Raw genomic sequence first — 16,062 nt, 5'->3', positions numbered from 1 at the left:
GCTCCCCCCGTCAAACCTGTTTCAGCCATGTTTCGAAGCGCGGTCCCTCGATCACGGTGCGCGCCCGCAAAAGCCGCCATTCGGCATATTTGAAGAACTCCACCTGTTTCCGCGGCGAGCGAGCGGCGCTGATGAAACCCCAGAGCGCCCACATCAGGTCATCCGCCGCGCCATAGAGGCGGGCGCGGGCGAGCACCTGCGCATCCGGCCTTCCGGTCGCGATCTCGATCGCCAGCAGCGCCTCGCCGTCGAAGGGCAGCAGTTCGGCGAGCACGGTGCCAAGATCGTGCGCGGGATCGGCCTGGCGCGCCCATTCGAAATCGACCAGCCGGATGGTATTTCCAGGCCCCACCATGACATTCGACGACACGCCGTCGGCATGGCAGGGCACGGTATCGACACCGGCAGCGGCGATCGCGGCGGCGACACGCTCGACCGCCGCCAAGACGGTGCGGACCGGCGCGGGCAGGATGACACCGCCTGCCAGTTCTCGATAGGCGGCGACGAGATCGAAAACGCTGCGCGTCTCCTCAAGCGGCGCTGCCTTCTGAAAGGCACGTTTTGCGGCGAGCAGGTTTTCGAGAACCGCGGGACGGCGCAGCACATCCATATGCCCCCAGGCCCATTCCTCGCCGAGCGCCTCGAAGACGAGAACGCCGCGAGCGGGATCGGCCTGCAGCAGCCGGGGCGCGATGCCGAGGTCGCCAGCTTTGCGGCTCGCCTCCGCAACATGCTCCAGCGCGATGAAATCGGCCATGTCCGCGTGCCGGTGCTTGACGAAGACCGGCGGCCGGCCCGGCGCCGTGGCAAAGGTGCAGATATTCTCGACCGCCCGGTGAATGGGCGAGACGACGCCGCCGATCGGCGGGGAAAACGTTGCGCCGGAAAGGCCGGCAGCGGCGAGCGCCTCATCGTTCAGCATGAAAATCCCCCTCGGCAAGGCGGCGCAGGACGGCGGTCAGCACAGCGAGGCCGGCCTCGACATCCTCAGGATGGGTCAACTCTTCCGGATGGTGCGCGATACCGTCGACGCTTGGAACGAAGATCAGAGCGGACGGAACGCCGCTGTTTTGCAGCGCCACGGCGTCGTGCCCCGCCACCGAACGCAGGGTCAGCGGCTCGAAACCGCAGGCGCGCGCCGCCTCCCGGGTGATCGCCATCAGCCCGATGTCCATGCCGGCCGGTTCCCGCAGCGTATCGGCAATGATTTCCAGCCGTGTGCCCGTCTCGGCCGCGGCCTTTTCGAAGGCCGCGAGGGCCGCCTGCCCGGCCCTATCAAGTTCGGCGACATCGAGACCGCGCAACTCGAACCAGACGGTGGCGCGCTCCACCACCACGTTCGGCGAGTTCGGCTCGATGACGAGGCGCGCGGCGGAACGGTGGAGATGGGGATGGCTTGCGGCGATGAGCGCTTCGAAGGCGGCAATGCCCTGCGCGGCGGCGAGAAGCGCATCGCGCCGGTCCGCCATCGGCGTCGGGCCGGTATGGGCGGCGCGGCCGATCCAGCGGACCGTCATCTTGCGGGCGGCCCAGGTGCCCTCGATAACACCGATGCGGCGGCCGGCCGCCGTCAGGATGCGGCCCTGTTCGACATGCAGTTCGACATAGGCTTTTGGACGGGGCGGAACGCCTCCCGTTTCGCCGTCGATGCCGATCGCGGCGAGCGCATCGCTGAGCGTGATGCCGACACCATCTGTGAGGGCAAGCGCTTCACGCAGCGGCAGAGCACCGGAGAAGACGCCGCTGCCGGTGAGGCTCGGCTGGTAGCGCGCGCCCTCCTCGTTCGTCCAGTTGACGACGGCGAGGTTGTGGCGCGGGCGGAAACGGTCGGCCTGCACTTCGGTATGGAGATCAAGTGCTGCGCTACCGGCAGCGAGCACGCCGAGCGTGCCGTCGAAGCGGCCACCGCGCGGCTGCGTGTCGAGGTGCGAGCCGGCAAAAATCCACGCGGCGTTTTCGCCCGCCCAGTCGAAACAGGCAAACTGGTTGCCCACCGCATCCTGCGCCAGGCGCGCGCCGCCGCGGGCCATCCAGTCGGCAAAGATCGCGCGGGCCGCGCCATCCTCGGCGCTCGCCGCAAGCCGCGTCACGCCTTCACCCGCGCGTGCACCGACGGCGGATATGTGATCGAAGATCGCCGTCAGGCTGGCGGCGGTTTTTTGCGCGGCGCTATCCATGGATGACCTCCAGCTCTTCCGCCTCCAAAGCGCGGGCAATCGTGTCCGGCGGGCGTCGGTCGGTGACGAGCGTTTGGACACGGGCGAAGGGGGCGGTGATGACGTTGCCGACCTTGCCGAACTTCGAATGGTCCGACAGCATGACGCTGTGCGAGGTTTGCTTCAGCAGCACCTGGCGGATGCGCGCCTCGTCCTCCTCGTAATCCATGAAACCGTAATCCGCATTGATGGCGCCGGCGCCCATGAAGACCATGTCGAAATGGAACTGCTGGATGTAGGAGATGGTGTCGTAGCCGACGAGATCCTGCTCCACCGGGCGCATGCTGCCCGGCGTCATCTGCACATGCACGCCAAAATGCTCGCAGGCCGCCTGCGCGATGCGCAGCGAATTGGTGTAGAGCCGGAGCTTCTTGAAGCCGACGAGGCGGCGGGCGAGCGCCAACGTCGTCGTGCCCGTGTCGAGGAAGATGACGCAATCGTCGTTGATGAGGCTGCGCGCCAGACCCGCCACCTCGTCCTTTTCGAGGGCGTTGAGCTTGATCCGCTCGGTGATCGGCGTATCGGCGGTGCGGCCCGCGGGAATGGCGCCGCCATGCACCCGCCGCACGGCGCCCTCGGCCTCCAGATCCTTCAGGTCGCGCCGGATGGTTTCACCGGAAACGCCAAATTCCGCCGAAAGCTCGAGCACGCTGACGCGCTGGTCGCGGTCCAGGCGCTCCAGGATGACTTCCTTGCGGATCTCACTCGACATGCACGGTTTCCTCCTCATGCAGCGCCTCGTGCCGGTGCAGGCAGGCGGCGTAGTTTTCGCCAGCAAGCGCGAGCAGCGGCGGATCGGTTTTCTGGCAGTCGTTTTGCGCGCGCGGGCAGCGCGAGCGGAACGAACAGCCGAGCGGCAGGTCGATGGGGCTCGGCGGCTCGCCGTCGAGCAGGTAGCGGGGACGCGGGAAACGGTTGTGCTCCAGCGTCGGCATGGCGCTCAGGAGCGCCCGCGTATAGGGGTGGTGCGGGTGTTCGAAGAGGGTCGTATTGTCAGCCAATTCCACGATGCGCCCGAGATACATGACGGCGATACGGTGGCACATCCGGCGTACGAGCGCGAGGTCGTGCGAGATGAACACATAGGAAAATCCGTGGCTCGCCTGGAGCCGGTTGAAGAGGTCGAGAAGCTCGGCCTGCTCCACCTGGTCGAGCGCCGAGAGCGTCTCGTCGAGGATGAGGAGGCGCGGCTTCAAGACCAGCGCGCGGGCGATGTTGATGCGCTGGCGCTGGCCGGCGCTGAGGCCGACCGGCAGCCGCTCGGCAAGCTCGAGGTCGAGCCCCACCTCGGCCATCGCCTCCTGTGCCCGCCGCGCCGCCTCCACCCGGCCGACGCCGTGGATCAGCAGCGGCTCCTCGATCATGCGCTGGAGCGGCATGCCCGATGGCAGCGAGCCATAGGGGTCCTGCAACAGGAGCTGGAAGGAGCGCCGCATCTCCGTCAGCGAGCGGGCGGAGAGATGCGAAAGGTCCTTGCCCAGGAAGGCGATGCGGCCGCTGTCCGGCTGTTCCAGCCAGGCGAGAAGCCGCGTCAGGGTGGATTTGCCGCAGCCGCTTTCGCCGACGATGCCAAAGTTCTCGCCGGCCTTCACGGTGAAGGAGACGTCGCGCACCGCCTTCACCTCGTTATAGGCGTTGAACGAGCCGCGCCGGCGCACGAGATAGGTGCGCATGACGTTGTCGACCGTCAGCACCGCCTCGCCCTGCCGCGCGGCCGGCGCCGCCACATCCTTCCAGATCGGCGGAATGCGCGAGATGAGGGTGCGCGTGTAGGATTGCCGGGGGCTCGCGGCCAGCTCCGCCGTGCGCCCCTCCTCGACGATGCGGCCGCGCTGCATGACCAGCGTGCGCTCGGCGATCTGCGCCACGACAGGCAGCGAAGAGGAGATGAAGAGGAAGGCGGTGTCGAGGTTTTGCCGCAGGCCGTCGATCAGGCGGATGATCTGCGCGGCGACGGTCACGTCGAGCGGCTGGGTGATGTTGTCGGCGATGACGAGCGCGGGATCGGAGATCAGCGCATCGACGATCATGACGCGCTGCATCATGCCGCCGGAGAACTGGAACGGCGCTTCGTGGAACCGCGCCCCCGGCGAGGGGATGCGCACGCGGCCGAAGAGGTCGAGCACCTTTTCGCGCGCCTCCGCCCGGCCGGTCCCGGGCCGCACGGAACGCAGCTTTTCGACGATCTGCTGGCCGATCGGCAGGCGCGGATCGAGCGAGCCCATCGGATTGGCGCCGATGAAGCCGATGCGGTTGCCGCGGATGGCCGAAAGGCTGCGCGGCGGAAGGGCGAGGATATCCTTGCCCTCGAAGACGACCGTGCCGGCGGCAATCTCCAGCGGAGGGGCGACCGCCCGCACCAGCGCCCGGGCGAGCACCGACTTGCCGGAGCCCGCCTCGCCAACGAGGCCGAGCACCTCGCCCGGGTCCAGCGAAAAGCTGACATCGTCGACGATGCGCCGGTTGCGGCCTTCGCGCTGGAGATCGACGCTGAGATGGGAGACGGCGAGAATGGAGTCGGTCATCAGGCCTCTCCTCGCAGAACCGCGTTGCGGGCACGCTCCAGGGCGGAGCCCATCAGGTTGAGGCAGGTGAGCGAGACCAGCATGAAGAGCCCCGGCATGGTGGCGATCCACCAGGCGTTCAGCAGGTATTTTCGCGCGTCGGCGATGACATTGCCGAAGGTCGGCGTCGGCGGCTGCACGCCGAGGCCGAGGAAGCCGAGGATGGATTCGAAGATCATCATGCGGGCGATATCGAGCACCGCGACGAAGGCGATCGGCGGCAGCACGACGGGCGCGACGAAGAGCAGCATGATCCTGAGATCCGAGGCGCCGAGCACCCGTTCGCCGAGCACGTAGCCGCGGTTGCGCTCGCCGAGCGCCACTGAGCGGGCGACGCGGGCATAGAGCGGCCAGCCGGAAAGGCCGAGCACGAGGATGATCGCCGGCACCGTAGGGCGGGAGACGCCCAAAATGGTGATGGCGAGGATGATCATGGGGATCGAGAGCTGCGCATCGGTGAGGCGCATGATGATCGCATCCGCCCAGCCGCCGCGAAAGCCGGCGTAAAGGCCGAGGCTGCACCCGACGACGAACATCAGGACAACGGTGGTGACGCCGATGAGCAGCGAGTAACGCAGGCCGACGAGACAGCGCATCAGCACGTCGCGGCCGAGCTGGTCCGTGCCGAGCACATAGGGCCATTGCCAGCCCTCTGCCGGGAACGGCGGCAGCAGCTTGGAACCATACGCGATTTTCACCGGATCGATCGGGCTCACCAGCGGCAGCAGGATGGCAAGGCCAATCAGCAGGCCGAAGCCGATAAGGCCGATGCGGAAATCCGTGCGCGCGGCGGCGATCTGCAGCATGCGGCGGGTGGGTGTGGCGCCGCGTTTGGCGACGGGACGCGGGGCAGCGCTTTGCTGGACGATATCGGTCACGTCAGTACTCCAGCCTCGGATCGATGGTCATGGCGATGAGGTCGACCAGGATGTTGATGACCACGAACATCACGGAAATGAAAATCGCGATGCCCTGGATCAGCGGAAAATCGCGTTGCAGCACGGCGTTGATCGTCAGGAGGCCGAGGCCCGGATAATCGAAGATGAATTCGATGACGAGCACGCCGCCGAGCAGCATGCCGAGCTGCACGCCGATGAGGTTGATGAGGGGAATGGCGGAATTGCCGAGCGCGTGCGAAAAGATCGTGCGGCTGCGGGAAAGGCCGCGGATCGGCGCGAGCTGGATGAAATCCTCCCGCATCACCTGCGCCACCGAGACGGTGAGCGTGCGCAGGATGAAGGGCACGATCTCCACCGCCAGCACGATGGCCGGCAGGATCGTGTAGCTGAAGCCGCGATAACCGATGGCCGGCAGCAGCTTCAGTTTGACCGAGAGGAACAGCGTCAGCACGATGCCGAGCCAGAAATTCGGCGTCGACACGCAGAGCGAGCCGAGCACCAGCGCCAGCTTGTCCGGCCAGCGTCCGGGATAGAGCCCGCCCGCTGTGCCGAGCGGCACGGCGACCAGCAGCGCGATGGCGAGCGCGACCGCCGCCAATTGGAGCGTCATCGGCAGGGTGGCGAGGATGAGGTCCAGCACCGTGGCGCGCTCTTCGCGCGTCGCATCGTCGAAGGATGCGCCGCCAAGGCTCGCCCCGCTCTTCGGCCGCACGAAGGACGTGCCGAGATCGCCGGTGACGAGGTCGCCGAGATAGGAGACGAACTGCACCGGTATCGGCCGGTCGAGGCCGAGTTCCTTGGCCTTCATGGCCACCACCTCGTCGGGCGCCATGCCGCCGACGATGAGGCGCGCCGGATCGCCCGGCACCACGCGCAGCAGCGTGAAGATGATGAAGGTAACGAGCAGGATGATGAGGCTCCCCTGCAGGAGCCGTCTCAACAGGAACGACAGGACGAACATGCGTCTCCCCTTGCGCCGATCGGGATGGAGCGGCCGCCAAATATTGGCGGCCGCCGCGTGCCATCAGGCGAGGCTGGCCTTGTTGGCGTCCATCATACCATTCGGATAGAAGTACATGCCCTCCACCCCCTCGCGCATGGCGTGGATGAAGACGGAGGTGAACAGCGAGAGCGCTGGCACCTTGTCCGCCAGCATCGGCATCACCTCAGTCTGGATCACCGCCTTGCGCGCGGCCGGATCGAGCGTATTGCGCTCCTTGTCGAGCACCGCATCCAGATCCTTGTCCTCGATGCCGGTAATGCGCTTCGAGGAGGAATGGAAATGGGTGCGCAGCACGAGGTCCGGCTCGGGAGAGCCTGTCGACCAACCGCAGTCGATCATGTGGCCCGGCCCGCCGCCCGGCCGGTCGTAGAGCCGCTCGTTCCAGGCGGCGACCTCCATGACGTTCAGCTTTACCGGAAAGCCCTGTTCCTGAAGCATGGCGGTGATGACCTCGCCATATTCCTTGGTCTTCGGGTAGAAGCCGACCGAGGTGATGTATTCGAGTTCCGGCAGGCCCTCGCCTTTCGGGAAGCCGGCCTCGGCCAGCAGCCGCTGGCACTCTTCCGGATTGTATTCCGGATAGTTCGGCGTATCGACGTAACCGAACTTCACCGGCGAGATCCAGGCCTTGGAGGCATGGCCGGAGACGCCCAAAATGTCGAGCAGCACGGCGCGGTCGATGGCATGGGCGGCGGCCTTGCGCAGGCGCGGATCGTTGAAGGGCGGCTTGGAGCAGCGGAACCAGAGACATTTGTTCTCGACCGAGACCGCCTTGTTCAGCTTGAAACCACCGGTGTCCTCGATGGTCTGGACCTGTTCGGCCTCCAGGCGCTCGATGAGGTCGGCCTCGCCGTTGAGCAATGCCAGCGTGCGGGTGGTCGCATCGCCGACGAAGCTGAAATTGATGCCCGGCAGGGTCGGCTTGCCGAGATAGAAGCCGTCGAAGGCTTCGAGCACCGTCGTGTTGCCCTCCTGGCGCGCGAACTTGAAGGCACCGGTGCCGTTCGGCCGGGCGGACAGCGTTTTCGGATCAGCGACGTCCTTGGCCGACAGGATCGGCAGGAAGGCCGACAGGAACCAGAAGAGGCTTGCCGGATAACCGCCCTTCTCCGTCTTGATACGAGCGACATGATCGCTCACCACCTCGACCTCGCAGGGACCGGGATACCAGGCCGCGGGACGATCCGGCTGGCTGGCATATTCGAAGGTCGCCTTCACGTCCTCGGCGGTGAAGGGTTTGCCGTCATGGAAAGTCACGCCCTCGCGCAGCGTGAATTCCAGCGTGTGCTCGTCGACGAGCTTCATGTCGGTCGCCAGCTCCATCACCAGCTCGTCCGGATTGTCCGGCCGCATCGGCGCGCGGGTGAGGTAGCCGAAGACGAAACTCTCCAGGTTGATCTGGGCAAGCGTCGTGTGGGAGGACGGGTCCCAGTTGCCGGTGAGGTTTTCCGCCGACATGAAATTGAGGACCTTGCCCTCGGCGGCATGCGCCGGGTCGACGAAAAAGGCAGTGTTGAGGACCGGCAGGCCGATGGCAAGGCCAGCGAGCGCCGAGCTTCTTAGGAATGCTCTCCTGTTGAATTCCATGACGATATCTCCGCAGTTGGATTGCTGGCCGTTCCCCGCCCCGCTTTGTCGCCAGCAACGACAAGCGGAGGTATTTTATTATGGAAAAGGTGGTCTTCGGCCTGCTGGCAGAACGCCATGACAAGCGCATCGGCATGCCGCCGGCCGACGACCTGCAGGCCGACCGGCAGGCCGTTTACCGTCAGGCCCGCCGGCAGCGAGGCCGCCGGGTTGCCCGAGAGGTTGAAGGGATAGGTAAAGGGCGTCCAGCCCGTCCAGGCGAGCACCTCGGAGGGGGACGAAAATCCTTCCGGCGCCTCGCGGTCGGCGGCAAACGGCTCGACCGGCACGGTGGGCAGGAGCAGGAGGTCGATGTCCTCGAAAAGCGCATGCACGCTGCCGGCAAAGTCGGCGCGGGCCTTGGCCGCCGAGAGATAGTCGGCGAGATCATAGCGGGCGGAGGCCTCGACGAGGCCGCGGAAACCGCTGCCGAATGCCGAGAGGTCCGCCTCGGCGCCATAGGCAACGCCGCGGCCGGCGACCCACAGCGTCTCGAAAATGCGGATCGGGTCCTGCCAGTCGAGCAAAACGGGGCGGATATCGAGGTCGAGCGCGCCAGAGAGCGTCGCCACCGCCTCCCTGATGACGCGGTCCACCTCGGGCACAACGGCAAAGCCGAACAGGCTCGGCGCAAAACCCACACGCAGCGTGCGGATCGGGCGTGGATCGGTGTAGTCGGTGCCGTCATCCGGCAGGGCCTGATGGTCGCGCGGATCCGGACCCTTGGCGATGTTGAACAGCAACGCGCTGTCCTTGGCCGAAACGCTCATCGGGCCGGCATGGGAGAGCATTTCCGTCGCGCTCCACGGCCAGGTCGGCACGCGTCCCAGCGAGCCCTTCATGGCAAAAACGCCACAGAAGGCCGCCGGGATGCGCACGGAACCGCCGCCGTCCGATCCCAAGGTGAAAGGCACCATGCGGGCGGCGAGCGCGGCGCCAGACCCCGAAGAGGAGCCGCCGCTCGTCAGTTCGGGGTTCCAGGGATTGCGGGTCGGCCCGTAGAATTCGGAATGGCCCGAACCGGACCAGCCCATCTCCGTCGTCGTCGTCTTGCCGATCATGATCGATCCGGCGTCGATCATGCGCTGGACGATCGGCGCCGTCGCCTTGGGAGCGAATCTTTTGTAGGCGGCCGAACCGCGCTGGCAGAGCCGGTCCGCCACGAAGAAGAGGTCTTTCACCCCCATGGGAATGCCATGCAGCGGACCGCGCAGATGGCCTTGCGCCGCTTCGCGGTCGCAGGCCCGCGCTTCCTCCAGCGCCTCCTCCTCGAAGACCTGGCTGAAGGCGTTGACGACAGGGTTCAGCCGCCGGATGCGCGCCAGGCATTCCCGCACCAGCGCCTCGGATGTGAGGCTGCTAGAAGCAATTGCCGACCTGAGCGCAAGAACCGAAAAATCCACGACCTTCATCTCCCGTCATGTGGATTTATGTTGGTTTTGTGGAAATTGTCAATACACACAAAATCAACAAATCACATATTGAGAAGCATGAAGAACCGTAGGACGGTCGTGCATGAGAACCGCTCTCCCAGCACCGTTGGTTGTCGCCTGCCAATGCCCGAGGGGCCAATACCGAGACCCGTCAATGGGTCACATACATGCCCAGCAAGGAGGCAAGCACCAAGCCGCGCTTGTCATTTCTGGACCAAAACAACGAGAACGGCGAAGCAAGTCGCTTCGGCGTAAAAAATAGGGAAAAGAAAGAGATACAACGTTCCTACAGCTTAGGAATCGCAACGTGGAGGATGCTTCCGCTCCCGAGCGTCATACCGGATGAATGGACCACTTCTCGAACCTATGCAACCCGCCCGATTCGCCGTCGTGAATGCGAATCTCACAGCTCCTTCGACCTGTCGACGAGTTCGGCCTGCTGGATGGCCGGCACGGTGCTCGTGCCGTTCTGGTCGAAGGCCATCAGGAAAAATCCCGCTGGGCGAGACGCGCGTTTAACCATTCGATGTTCTCCTCCGGCTCCTCGAACGGCAGGCTGAGATCGAAGAAGCGCACATTCGCCCGATAAGAGACGCTGCTCTAGTCGATCATGACCTCGGTGAAGACCGTATCTATGGTGAGGTCGTCGTCGACGAGGGTGCCGAGGTTTTCAGCGCCCGGAAACGTGCCGGTCGCGCAATGGCCGATCCGGTAGCTTTCCGCATTGCGCGCCGACCAGGCGAAGGACACCTCGCCGTAGGGCCGGTCGATCGTGCGGTACATGCGGAAGAACTCGATGCTGGTCACCGACTCCACCACGGTCAGCGTCGCCTCCCGCGTCCAGGTCATCGGCTGGGGCGTCTGCCAGGTGCCGCTGAGGCGGTAGAAGCCGTTGCCGCACCTCCTCCGGCATCGAGCCGCGCAGCGGCACGTCCGTCGCCGGCTTGGAGATCTTTTGCAGGATGATGCGACCCTCGGTAAGCGTTCCCTTGAAGGCCCATCGGCCGCCAAGCTCCCAGGAGAGATGCGCCCGCTCGCCGAGCGCCGCTGCCTTCGGCGTCATGGTCAGGTCCATCACCGGCATCACCACGGTGATGTCGATCGAATCCTCCTTGACCAGCTTGCCGTCCTTGTAGAGCGAGAGGGTATAGACCATGAGGTCCTCGTAGGGCATCGCGGCCAGCGAGCCCTCGGGCAGGCTGAGGCTCGCATCCCCCCCGTCGCTCGTCAGCGTATGGGTGGTGCCGTATTCGACATAGGACAGCTCGATCCGGTCGCAGCCGAGCACCGACCAGCTCAGCCGGCTCTCCTCGCCGCAAAACAGCGAGGGTGGCTCGGCCATGAAGCTGCGGATCTGCGGCTCGGGGATCTGGCGGTAGAGCGTCAGCGTCTCGTAGCCGGGATCCCAGCCGTCGATGCCTTCATAGAGCACGTAGACCTGCGTGGCGAAGGGCGGCAGGCTGGTGTTGAAGTCGGAAATGTGCAGCATCAGCGCGCCGCCCTTGCCGATCAGCTCCCGGTGGTCGGGTTTCGGCCGTATCGCACTGACGAGGCTGTCGGCGTCGGGGCCGGAAACCGTCCAGCCGTGTTTCGCATCGCTCGCCGGCACCACCTCGATATCTTCGACCAGCGCCACCGCCGTCAGGGCCGTCGTGCCGGTGAACGTCTCCTCCTCGCCGGGTTCGACCCAGACGGCGGGGAAGACCAGCGTGAAGCCCGGCGCGCTGTCCGCCGCCCGCGCCGAAAGCAGCGGCTTGTCCTTGTCCCGGTTGCGAATGGTGACGGTGAGCTCGTTGGGGATGAGATAGTCGCGGCCGACCGAGGTGAGCACCGTGCCCGGCGAAATGGCGAAGGAGAGCGCGTTCGAGAGCTGCCGCTTCGGATCGGGCGACCGGCTTGTCGGCGAGGATCACGTAGCCGTCGACCGTTTTCGAAGCGACGGCACTGGCGCCGCTCCGGAAATCCTTGAACACGGCCTGCATATGTTTCAGGCCGAGGGTCTTCTGAGCCGCTACGGCGGCGATGCCTATCGGGCCTCCTCATCCCGGCTTCCGACAGGCGTCAACCAATTCGGAACCCTTGACGTCTGCTCCATGGGTGCCCAGCAGGCCGCGTTGCGCGAGATTGCGCATCAGATGGGACGCAGCGAAGGTCCAGGGCGCGCATTCGTCGGAAAGCATCACCCGATTGACCAGGGAGCCGAGCCGGTCGTTGGAAATGGTGACCGTATCGCCGATCTTGTGGGTAAACCCTTGACCGGCCACGTCGCGGTCCTCGACGGGTGCAAACAATGTGCCGAGAAAGAGCATGAAGCCATCCGGATATTGATGGTGAGCGCCAATCGTCTGGGCAACGAGATCGAGCGGATCCCGGCTGATCTCGTGCATGGAACTGCGTCCGGTCAGTACGTAACCGTCCTCACCCTCGACCCGCAGATGAAGAACGGCATTGCGCACGTCCTCGATGGAGTAGGTTTCATCGAAAAGACGGATGAACGGTCCGATGGAGCAGGAGGCGTTGTTGTCCTTGGCCTTGCCGAGAAGCAGCGCGGAGCGGCCTTCGACATCGCGCAGGTTGACGTCGTTGCCGAGCGTGGCACCCCGCACCCGGCCCCGGCTGTCGACGGCGAGCACGACCTCCGGCTCCGGGTTGTTCCACGACGATATCGGATGCAGCCCGACCTCCGCACCATGGCCGACCGACGACAGCACCTGTGCCTTGGTGAAGACCTCGGCATCCGGGCCGATGCCCACCTCAAGATATTGCGACCAGAGCCCTTCCTCGACGAGGGCCGCCTTGACTTTCATCGCCTGGTTCGAGCCCGCCTTGAGATCCCGAAGGCTGGCACCGACCAGGGCCGCCACCCGATCTCGGATCGCTGCCGCACGCGCAGGATCCCCGGCAGCCCGTTCCTCGATCACCCGCTCGATCATGGAGCGGGCGAAGGTCACGCAGCAGGCCTTGACCGCTTGCAGGTCGCAGGGCGCGAGAAGTCGTGCCGCATCCTTTTGCCCGGATGCGGCGAGGACCTCTTCCAGGCGGCCGATCCGGGAGCCGGTCTCAGCCCGCACGAAGCCGACGGGGTCGTCCAATTCGAGCAGGTCCCGCATGGTCGGTGCGGTGCTGGAGGTGATGTCGACCAACACTCCCTCCCGCAGCACGACAAGGGAGGGGCCGGCCACGGCGGGAAGCCACACGCGGCCGACGAAGGTGCCTTGCAGATCGAGTTCCATATCGTCACCCGTCAATAATCGACGACCCGACCGTCGTTCGGATCGGCCCAGCGCGTGTTCGGCACGACGGAGAACCAGCCCTCGCGCGAGGGATCGCGATCATAGGGGTAGCCGCCCAGCGTCTTGTAGAGGTCGGCATACTTGCCGAGCTTGTCGCGGTCGATCTCCACGCCGAGCCCCGGCGCCGACGGCACCTTGATCGCGCCGTTCTCATAGCGCATCGGCCCACCGACGATGATGTCGTCCACAAGCTGATGATAATGCGCATCCGCATGGAAGACGAGGTTCGGCACGACCGCGCCGAGATGCAGCATGGTGGCAAGCTGGATACCGAGTTCGCCCGAAGAATGCACGGCGATACCGAGCTGGAAGGTTTCGCAGACGCCCGCGGCCTTCACACAGGGCCGGATGCCACCCCAGAAGGTCGTGTCGAGCAGGATGACATCGACCGCCGGGTTGAGGATGTTGGCGGCGAGCTGCTCGAAATTGACGACGACCGTGTTGGTGGCAAGCGGCATCGTCGTGTTTTCGCGCACGCGGCGCATGCCGTTAAGGCCCCAGGTCGGATCCTCGTAGTAGTCGTTGTTGAGATCCTCGATACCCTTGCCGAAGCGGATCGCCTCCTCCACGCTGAAGGCGGCATTGGGATCGTAGCGCACGCTGTCCGGCCCAAGCGCCTTTGCCCAGGCGCGATAAACCTCCAGCTCGTAGCCAGGTGGGAAGACGCCGCTCTTCAATTTGTGCGAGGTGAAGCCACATTTTTCCTTGAGAGCCAGCGTCTGCTCGATGAGCTGGTCGGCAGTGCGTGTCTCGCCCTCACCGGTCTCCTTGTTGGGCAGGCGGAAGAACATGTAGCTGGCGAAAGGCACCCTCTCGCGCATCTTGCCGCCGAGCAGGTCATAGACCGGCACACCAAGGAATTTGCCCATGATGTCGAGACAGGCGAATTCGATGGCCGCATGCATCTGCGTGCGGTTGTTGTAGAGGCTGGCGGTCGGATTGCAGATCATGAAGCGGAGATTTTCCAGCTCGAACGGATCATGCCCGACGAGATAGGATTTGAGTGCCCGAAAGGCCGCCTCCGCGCTCTCCCCACCCCCGCCCATCTCGCCGAGGCCGACGATGCCCACATCGGTCTCCACCTCGACGATGGTGCGCACAAAGCGCCCCCAATGCGCCCCGTTGGAATGGCGCAGCGGCGCTTCCAGCGGAACAGTGACGGTCGTGGCGCGGATATCGGTGATTTTCGGTCGCTTCATGGAAGGCTCCAATGCGGTCTGTCTGTTGCAAATGGCCGGGCCAAACGCCCGGCTAGCTGATCATCCGGGTCATCTCGTCCACGCTGATATCCCTGGCCGGCAGGTCGGCGATCTTCTCGCCCCGCGCCATCGCGACGATGCGGTCGGAAATCGGGTGGATGTGATGCAGGTTATGGCTGATGAAGATCGAGGTTACGCCGAGGCCCTTCAGTTCCACGACATGGTCCAGCACCTTGTTGGTCTCCTTGACCGAAAGGTGGTTGGTCGGCTCGTCAAGGATCAGCACCTTCGAACGGAAATGCATGGCGCGCGCGATCGCTACCCCCTGGCGCTGGCCGCCTGACAGCGCCTTCACCGGCGTGTCGGCACCGCGCAGATGCAGGCCGACGCCGCGCAGGCCCTCCATGGCTTCCCGCGCCATCTTCTCCCGGTCGACGATGCCGAAGCCGGGCCGCCCGAACTTTAGTGGTTCGCGACCGATGAAAAAGTTCTGCGCGATCGACATTTCCGGCACCATGGCGGTGTACTGGTAGATGGTCTCGATGCCGAGCCCCATCGCCACCTCAGGGCCGGTGATGGAGACGCTGCGGCCTTCGATGAGGATGTCCCCCTTGTCCTGCGTATGCACGCCGGACAGGATCTTGATCAGCGTGGACTTGCCGGCGCCGTTGTCGCCGACGAGGCCGATCACCTCGCCGCGCGCGGCATGGAAATCGACATTCTTCAGGGCATGCACGGCGCCGTACCATTTTTGCAGGCCAACGCATTTAATGATCGGCTCTTCGGCCGGATTGACGGCAGTGCTCATGGCCTTACCCCTTCATGCCTTCGGCCTTCAGCCGGGTCTGCGTGTTGAGGACGACCGCCACCACGATCATGGCGCCGACGGCGAACATGAACCAATTGGCATTGACGCCGCTGAGGATGAGAATGTTCTCGATCATGGCGATGAGCAGCGTGCCAACGACCGCGCCGAGGATGGAGCCGACCCCACCGGTCAGCGCCACACCGCCAATGACGGCCGCGGCGATCGCCTGCATTTCAAGACCGGTGCCGAGGTTCGGCACGATCACCTTGACGCGAAAACTCTGGATGATGCCGGCAAGGCCGGCGAGCGTGGCGCAGAGCATGAAGCAGACCATCTTCACCCGCTCGGTCTTGATGCCCATGTCGCGCGCCGCCTGCGGATGGCCGCCGGTCGCAAAGATCCAGTGGCCGAAATCCATGCGGCGCAGCACGAAGCCGAGAACGAGCGCAATGGCGATCATGTAGAGCAGCGAGACGCGTGGCGTGACAAGCCCGAGGTCGAGCCGCCCGACAAGCCAGGACACGTCGAGTTCGCGCGGGAACACCGGCGGGAAACCGCCAGCCAGCACGATGGCAAGACTGCGGGCCATGAACAGCATGCCGAGCGTCGCGATGAAGGAGGGAATCTTGAGCTTTAGCGTGATCAGGCCGTTGGCAAGGCCGATCAACGCCGCCAGCGCAAGGCCGATCAGGATGGCCGCCGCCGTCGGCCAACCGGCCTGCATCAGGAGCACCGTCACCATCGGCGACAGGCCGAAGACCGAGCCGACGGAGAGGTCGAACTCCCCGGCAATGATCAGGATCGTGATGCCCATCGCGACAATCGCCAGCTCGGGGATCGGCTGCAAGTAGACGGTCATGTTGCCGGTCGTGAGAAACCGGTCGTTGATGATGCTGAAGGTCACGAACAGGGCGAGGAAAATCAGCAGCGCTGCCATTTCCGGCCGCGCCATCAGGCTGCGGATATTGGGTTTCATCGTGTCAGGCCTTTGAAGGGCCCTCCCGCGCCTTGGCGGAAGGGC

13 protein-coding genes are annotated in these 16,062 nt (G+C 65.1%); all 13 read right to left on the bottom strand.

Annotation, left to right across the window (positions count from 1 at the left end):
* Positions 1-10: 10 nt before the first annotated feature.
* Positions 11-922: a phosphotransferase gene (locus AKG11_RS27500; protein ID WP_050746208.1), complete on the bottom strand. Its 912-nt coding sequence runs from the start codon at positions 920-922 to the stop codon at positions 11-13.
* Positions 909-2,177: a Zn-dependent hydrolase gene (locus tag AKG11_RS27495; protein ID WP_023517019.1), complete on the bottom strand. Its 1,269-nt coding sequence runs from the start codon at positions 2,175-2,177 to the stop codon at positions 909-911. The genes AKG11_RS27500 and AKG11_RS27495 overlap by 14 nt, the downstream gene beginning before the upstream one ends.
* Positions 2,170-2,928: a DeoR/GlpR family DNA-binding transcription regulator gene (locus AKG11_RS27490; RefSeq protein ID WP_023517020.1), complete on the bottom strand. Its 759-nt coding sequence runs from the start codon at positions 2,926-2,928 to the stop codon at positions 2,170-2,172. The genes AKG11_RS27495 and AKG11_RS27490 overlap by 8 nt, the downstream gene beginning before the upstream one ends.
* Complete coding sequence (locus tag AKG11_RS27485; RefSeq protein ID WP_024270333.1) at positions 2,918-4,741, bottom strand: dipeptide ABC transporter ATP-binding protein; 1,824 nt, start codon at positions 4,739-4,741, stop codon at positions 2,918-2,920. Before AKG11_RS27485 ends, AKG11_RS27490 begins: the two co-directional genes overlap by 11 nt.
* On the bottom strand, positions 4,741-5,658 hold the full coding sequence (locus AKG11_RS27480; protein ID WP_023516186.1) for an ABC transporter permease: 918 nt from the start codon (positions 5,656-5,658) through the stop codon (positions 4,741-4,743). Before AKG11_RS27480 ends, AKG11_RS27485 begins: the two co-directional genes overlap by 1 nt.
* 1 nt (position 5,659) lies before the next feature.
* Complete coding sequence (locus tag AKG11_RS27475; RefSeq protein ID WP_050746207.1) at positions 5,660-6,640, bottom strand: ABC transporter permease; 981 nt, start codon at positions 6,638-6,640, stop codon at positions 5,660-5,662.
* A 63-nt stretch (positions 6,641-6,703) separates the two neighbouring features.
* Positions 6,704-8,269, bottom strand: a complete 1,566-nt coding sequence (locus tag AKG11_RS27470) for an ABC transporter substrate-binding protein (RefSeq protein WP_050746206.1) — start codon at positions 8,267-8,269, stop codon at positions 6,704-6,706.
* Positions 8,242-9,711 carry an amidase gene (locus AKG11_RS27465; RefSeq protein WP_197284022.1) on the bottom strand — a complete coding sequence of 490 codons (1,470 nt, stop codon included), beginning with the start codon at positions 9,709-9,711 and terminating at the stop codon, positions 8,242-8,244. Before AKG11_RS27465 ends, AKG11_RS27470 begins: the two co-directional genes overlap by 28 nt.
* Positions 9,712-10,411: 700 nt before the next feature.
* On the bottom strand, positions 10,412-11,572 hold the full coding sequence (locus AKG11_RS27460; RefSeq protein ID WP_050746205.1) for a hypothetical protein: 1,161 nt from the start codon (positions 11,570-11,572) through the stop codon (positions 10,412-10,414).
* A 208-nt stretch (positions 11,573-11,780) separates the two neighbouring features.
* On the bottom strand, positions 11,781-12,974 hold the full coding sequence (locus AKG11_RS27455) for a fumarylacetoacetate hydrolase family protein (protein ID WP_050746204.1): 1,194 nt from the start codon (positions 12,972-12,974) through the stop codon (positions 11,781-11,783).
* A gap of 11 nt (positions 12,975-12,985) precedes the next feature.
* Complete coding sequence (locus AKG11_RS27450; RefSeq protein WP_050746203.1) at positions 12,986-14,233, bottom strand: enolase C-terminal domain-like protein; 1,248 nt, start codon at positions 14,231-14,233, stop codon at positions 12,986-12,988.
* A gap of 52 nt (positions 14,234-14,285) precedes the next feature.
* Positions 14,286-15,041, bottom strand: a complete 756-nt coding sequence (locus AKG11_RS27445; protein WP_050746202.1) for an ATP-binding cassette domain-containing protein — start codon at positions 15,039-15,041, stop codon at positions 14,286-14,288.
* A 4-nt stretch (positions 15,042-15,045) separates the two neighbouring features.
* Entirely contained in the window at positions 15,046-16,017 is a 972-nt protein-coding gene (locus AKG11_RS27440) for an ABC transporter permease (protein ID WP_050746201.1), read from the bottom strand.
* Positions 16,018-16,062 lie beyond the last annotated feature (45 nt).

It is taken from the genome of Shinella sp. SUS2 (assembly GCF_001262505.1).
Lineage (GTDB): Bacteria > Pseudomonadota > Alphaproteobacteria > Rhizobiales > Rhizobiaceae > Shinella.
Note: the sequence above shows the minus strand (reverse complement) of the source record. Positions and strands in the feature narration are given on the sequence as shown.

What these genes read in the sequence shown, in the direction of transcription:
- AKG11_RS27500 (WP_050746208.1), bottom strand. Translation starts at nt 922, where the DNA reads ATGCTGAACGATGAGGCGCTCGCCGCTGCCGGCCTTTCCGGCGCAACG.
- AKG11_RS27495 (WP_023517019.1), bottom strand. Translation starts at nt 2,177, where the DNA reads ATGGATAGCGCCGCGCAAAAAACCGCCGCCAGCCTGACGGCGATCTTC.
- AKG11_RS27490 (WP_023517020.1), bottom strand. Translation starts at nt 2,928, where the DNA reads ATGTCGAGTGAGATCCGCAAGGAAGTCATCCTGGAGCGCCTGGACCGC.
- AKG11_RS27485 (WP_024270333.1), bottom strand. Translation starts at nt 4,741, where the DNA reads ATGACCGACTCCATTCTCGCCGTCTCCCATCTCAGCGTCGATCTCCAG.
- AKG11_RS27475 (WP_050746207.1), bottom strand. Translation starts at nt 6,640, where the DNA reads ATGTTCGTCCTGTCGTTCCTGTTGAGACGGCTCCTGCAGGGGAGCCTC.
- AKG11_RS27470 (WP_050746206.1), bottom strand. Translation starts at nt 8,269, where the DNA reads ATGGAATTCAACAGGAGAGCATTCCTAAGAAGCTCGGCGCTCGCTGGC.
- AKG11_RS27455 (WP_050746204.1), bottom strand. Translation starts at nt 12,974, where the DNA reads ATGGAACTCGATCTGCAAGGCACCTTCGTCGGCCGCGTGTGGCTTCCC.
- AKG11_RS27450 (WP_050746203.1), bottom strand. Translation starts at nt 14,233, where the DNA reads ATGAAGCGACCGAAAATCACCGATATCCGCGCCACGACCGTCACTGTT.
- AKG11_RS27445 (WP_050746202.1), bottom strand. Translation starts at nt 15,041, where the DNA reads ATGAGCACTGCCGTCAATCCGGCCGAAGAGCCGATCATTAAATGCGTT.
- AKG11_RS27440 (WP_050746201.1), bottom strand. Translation starts at nt 16,017, where the DNA reads ATGAAACCCAATATCCGCAGCCTGATGGCGCGGCCGGAAATGGCAGCG.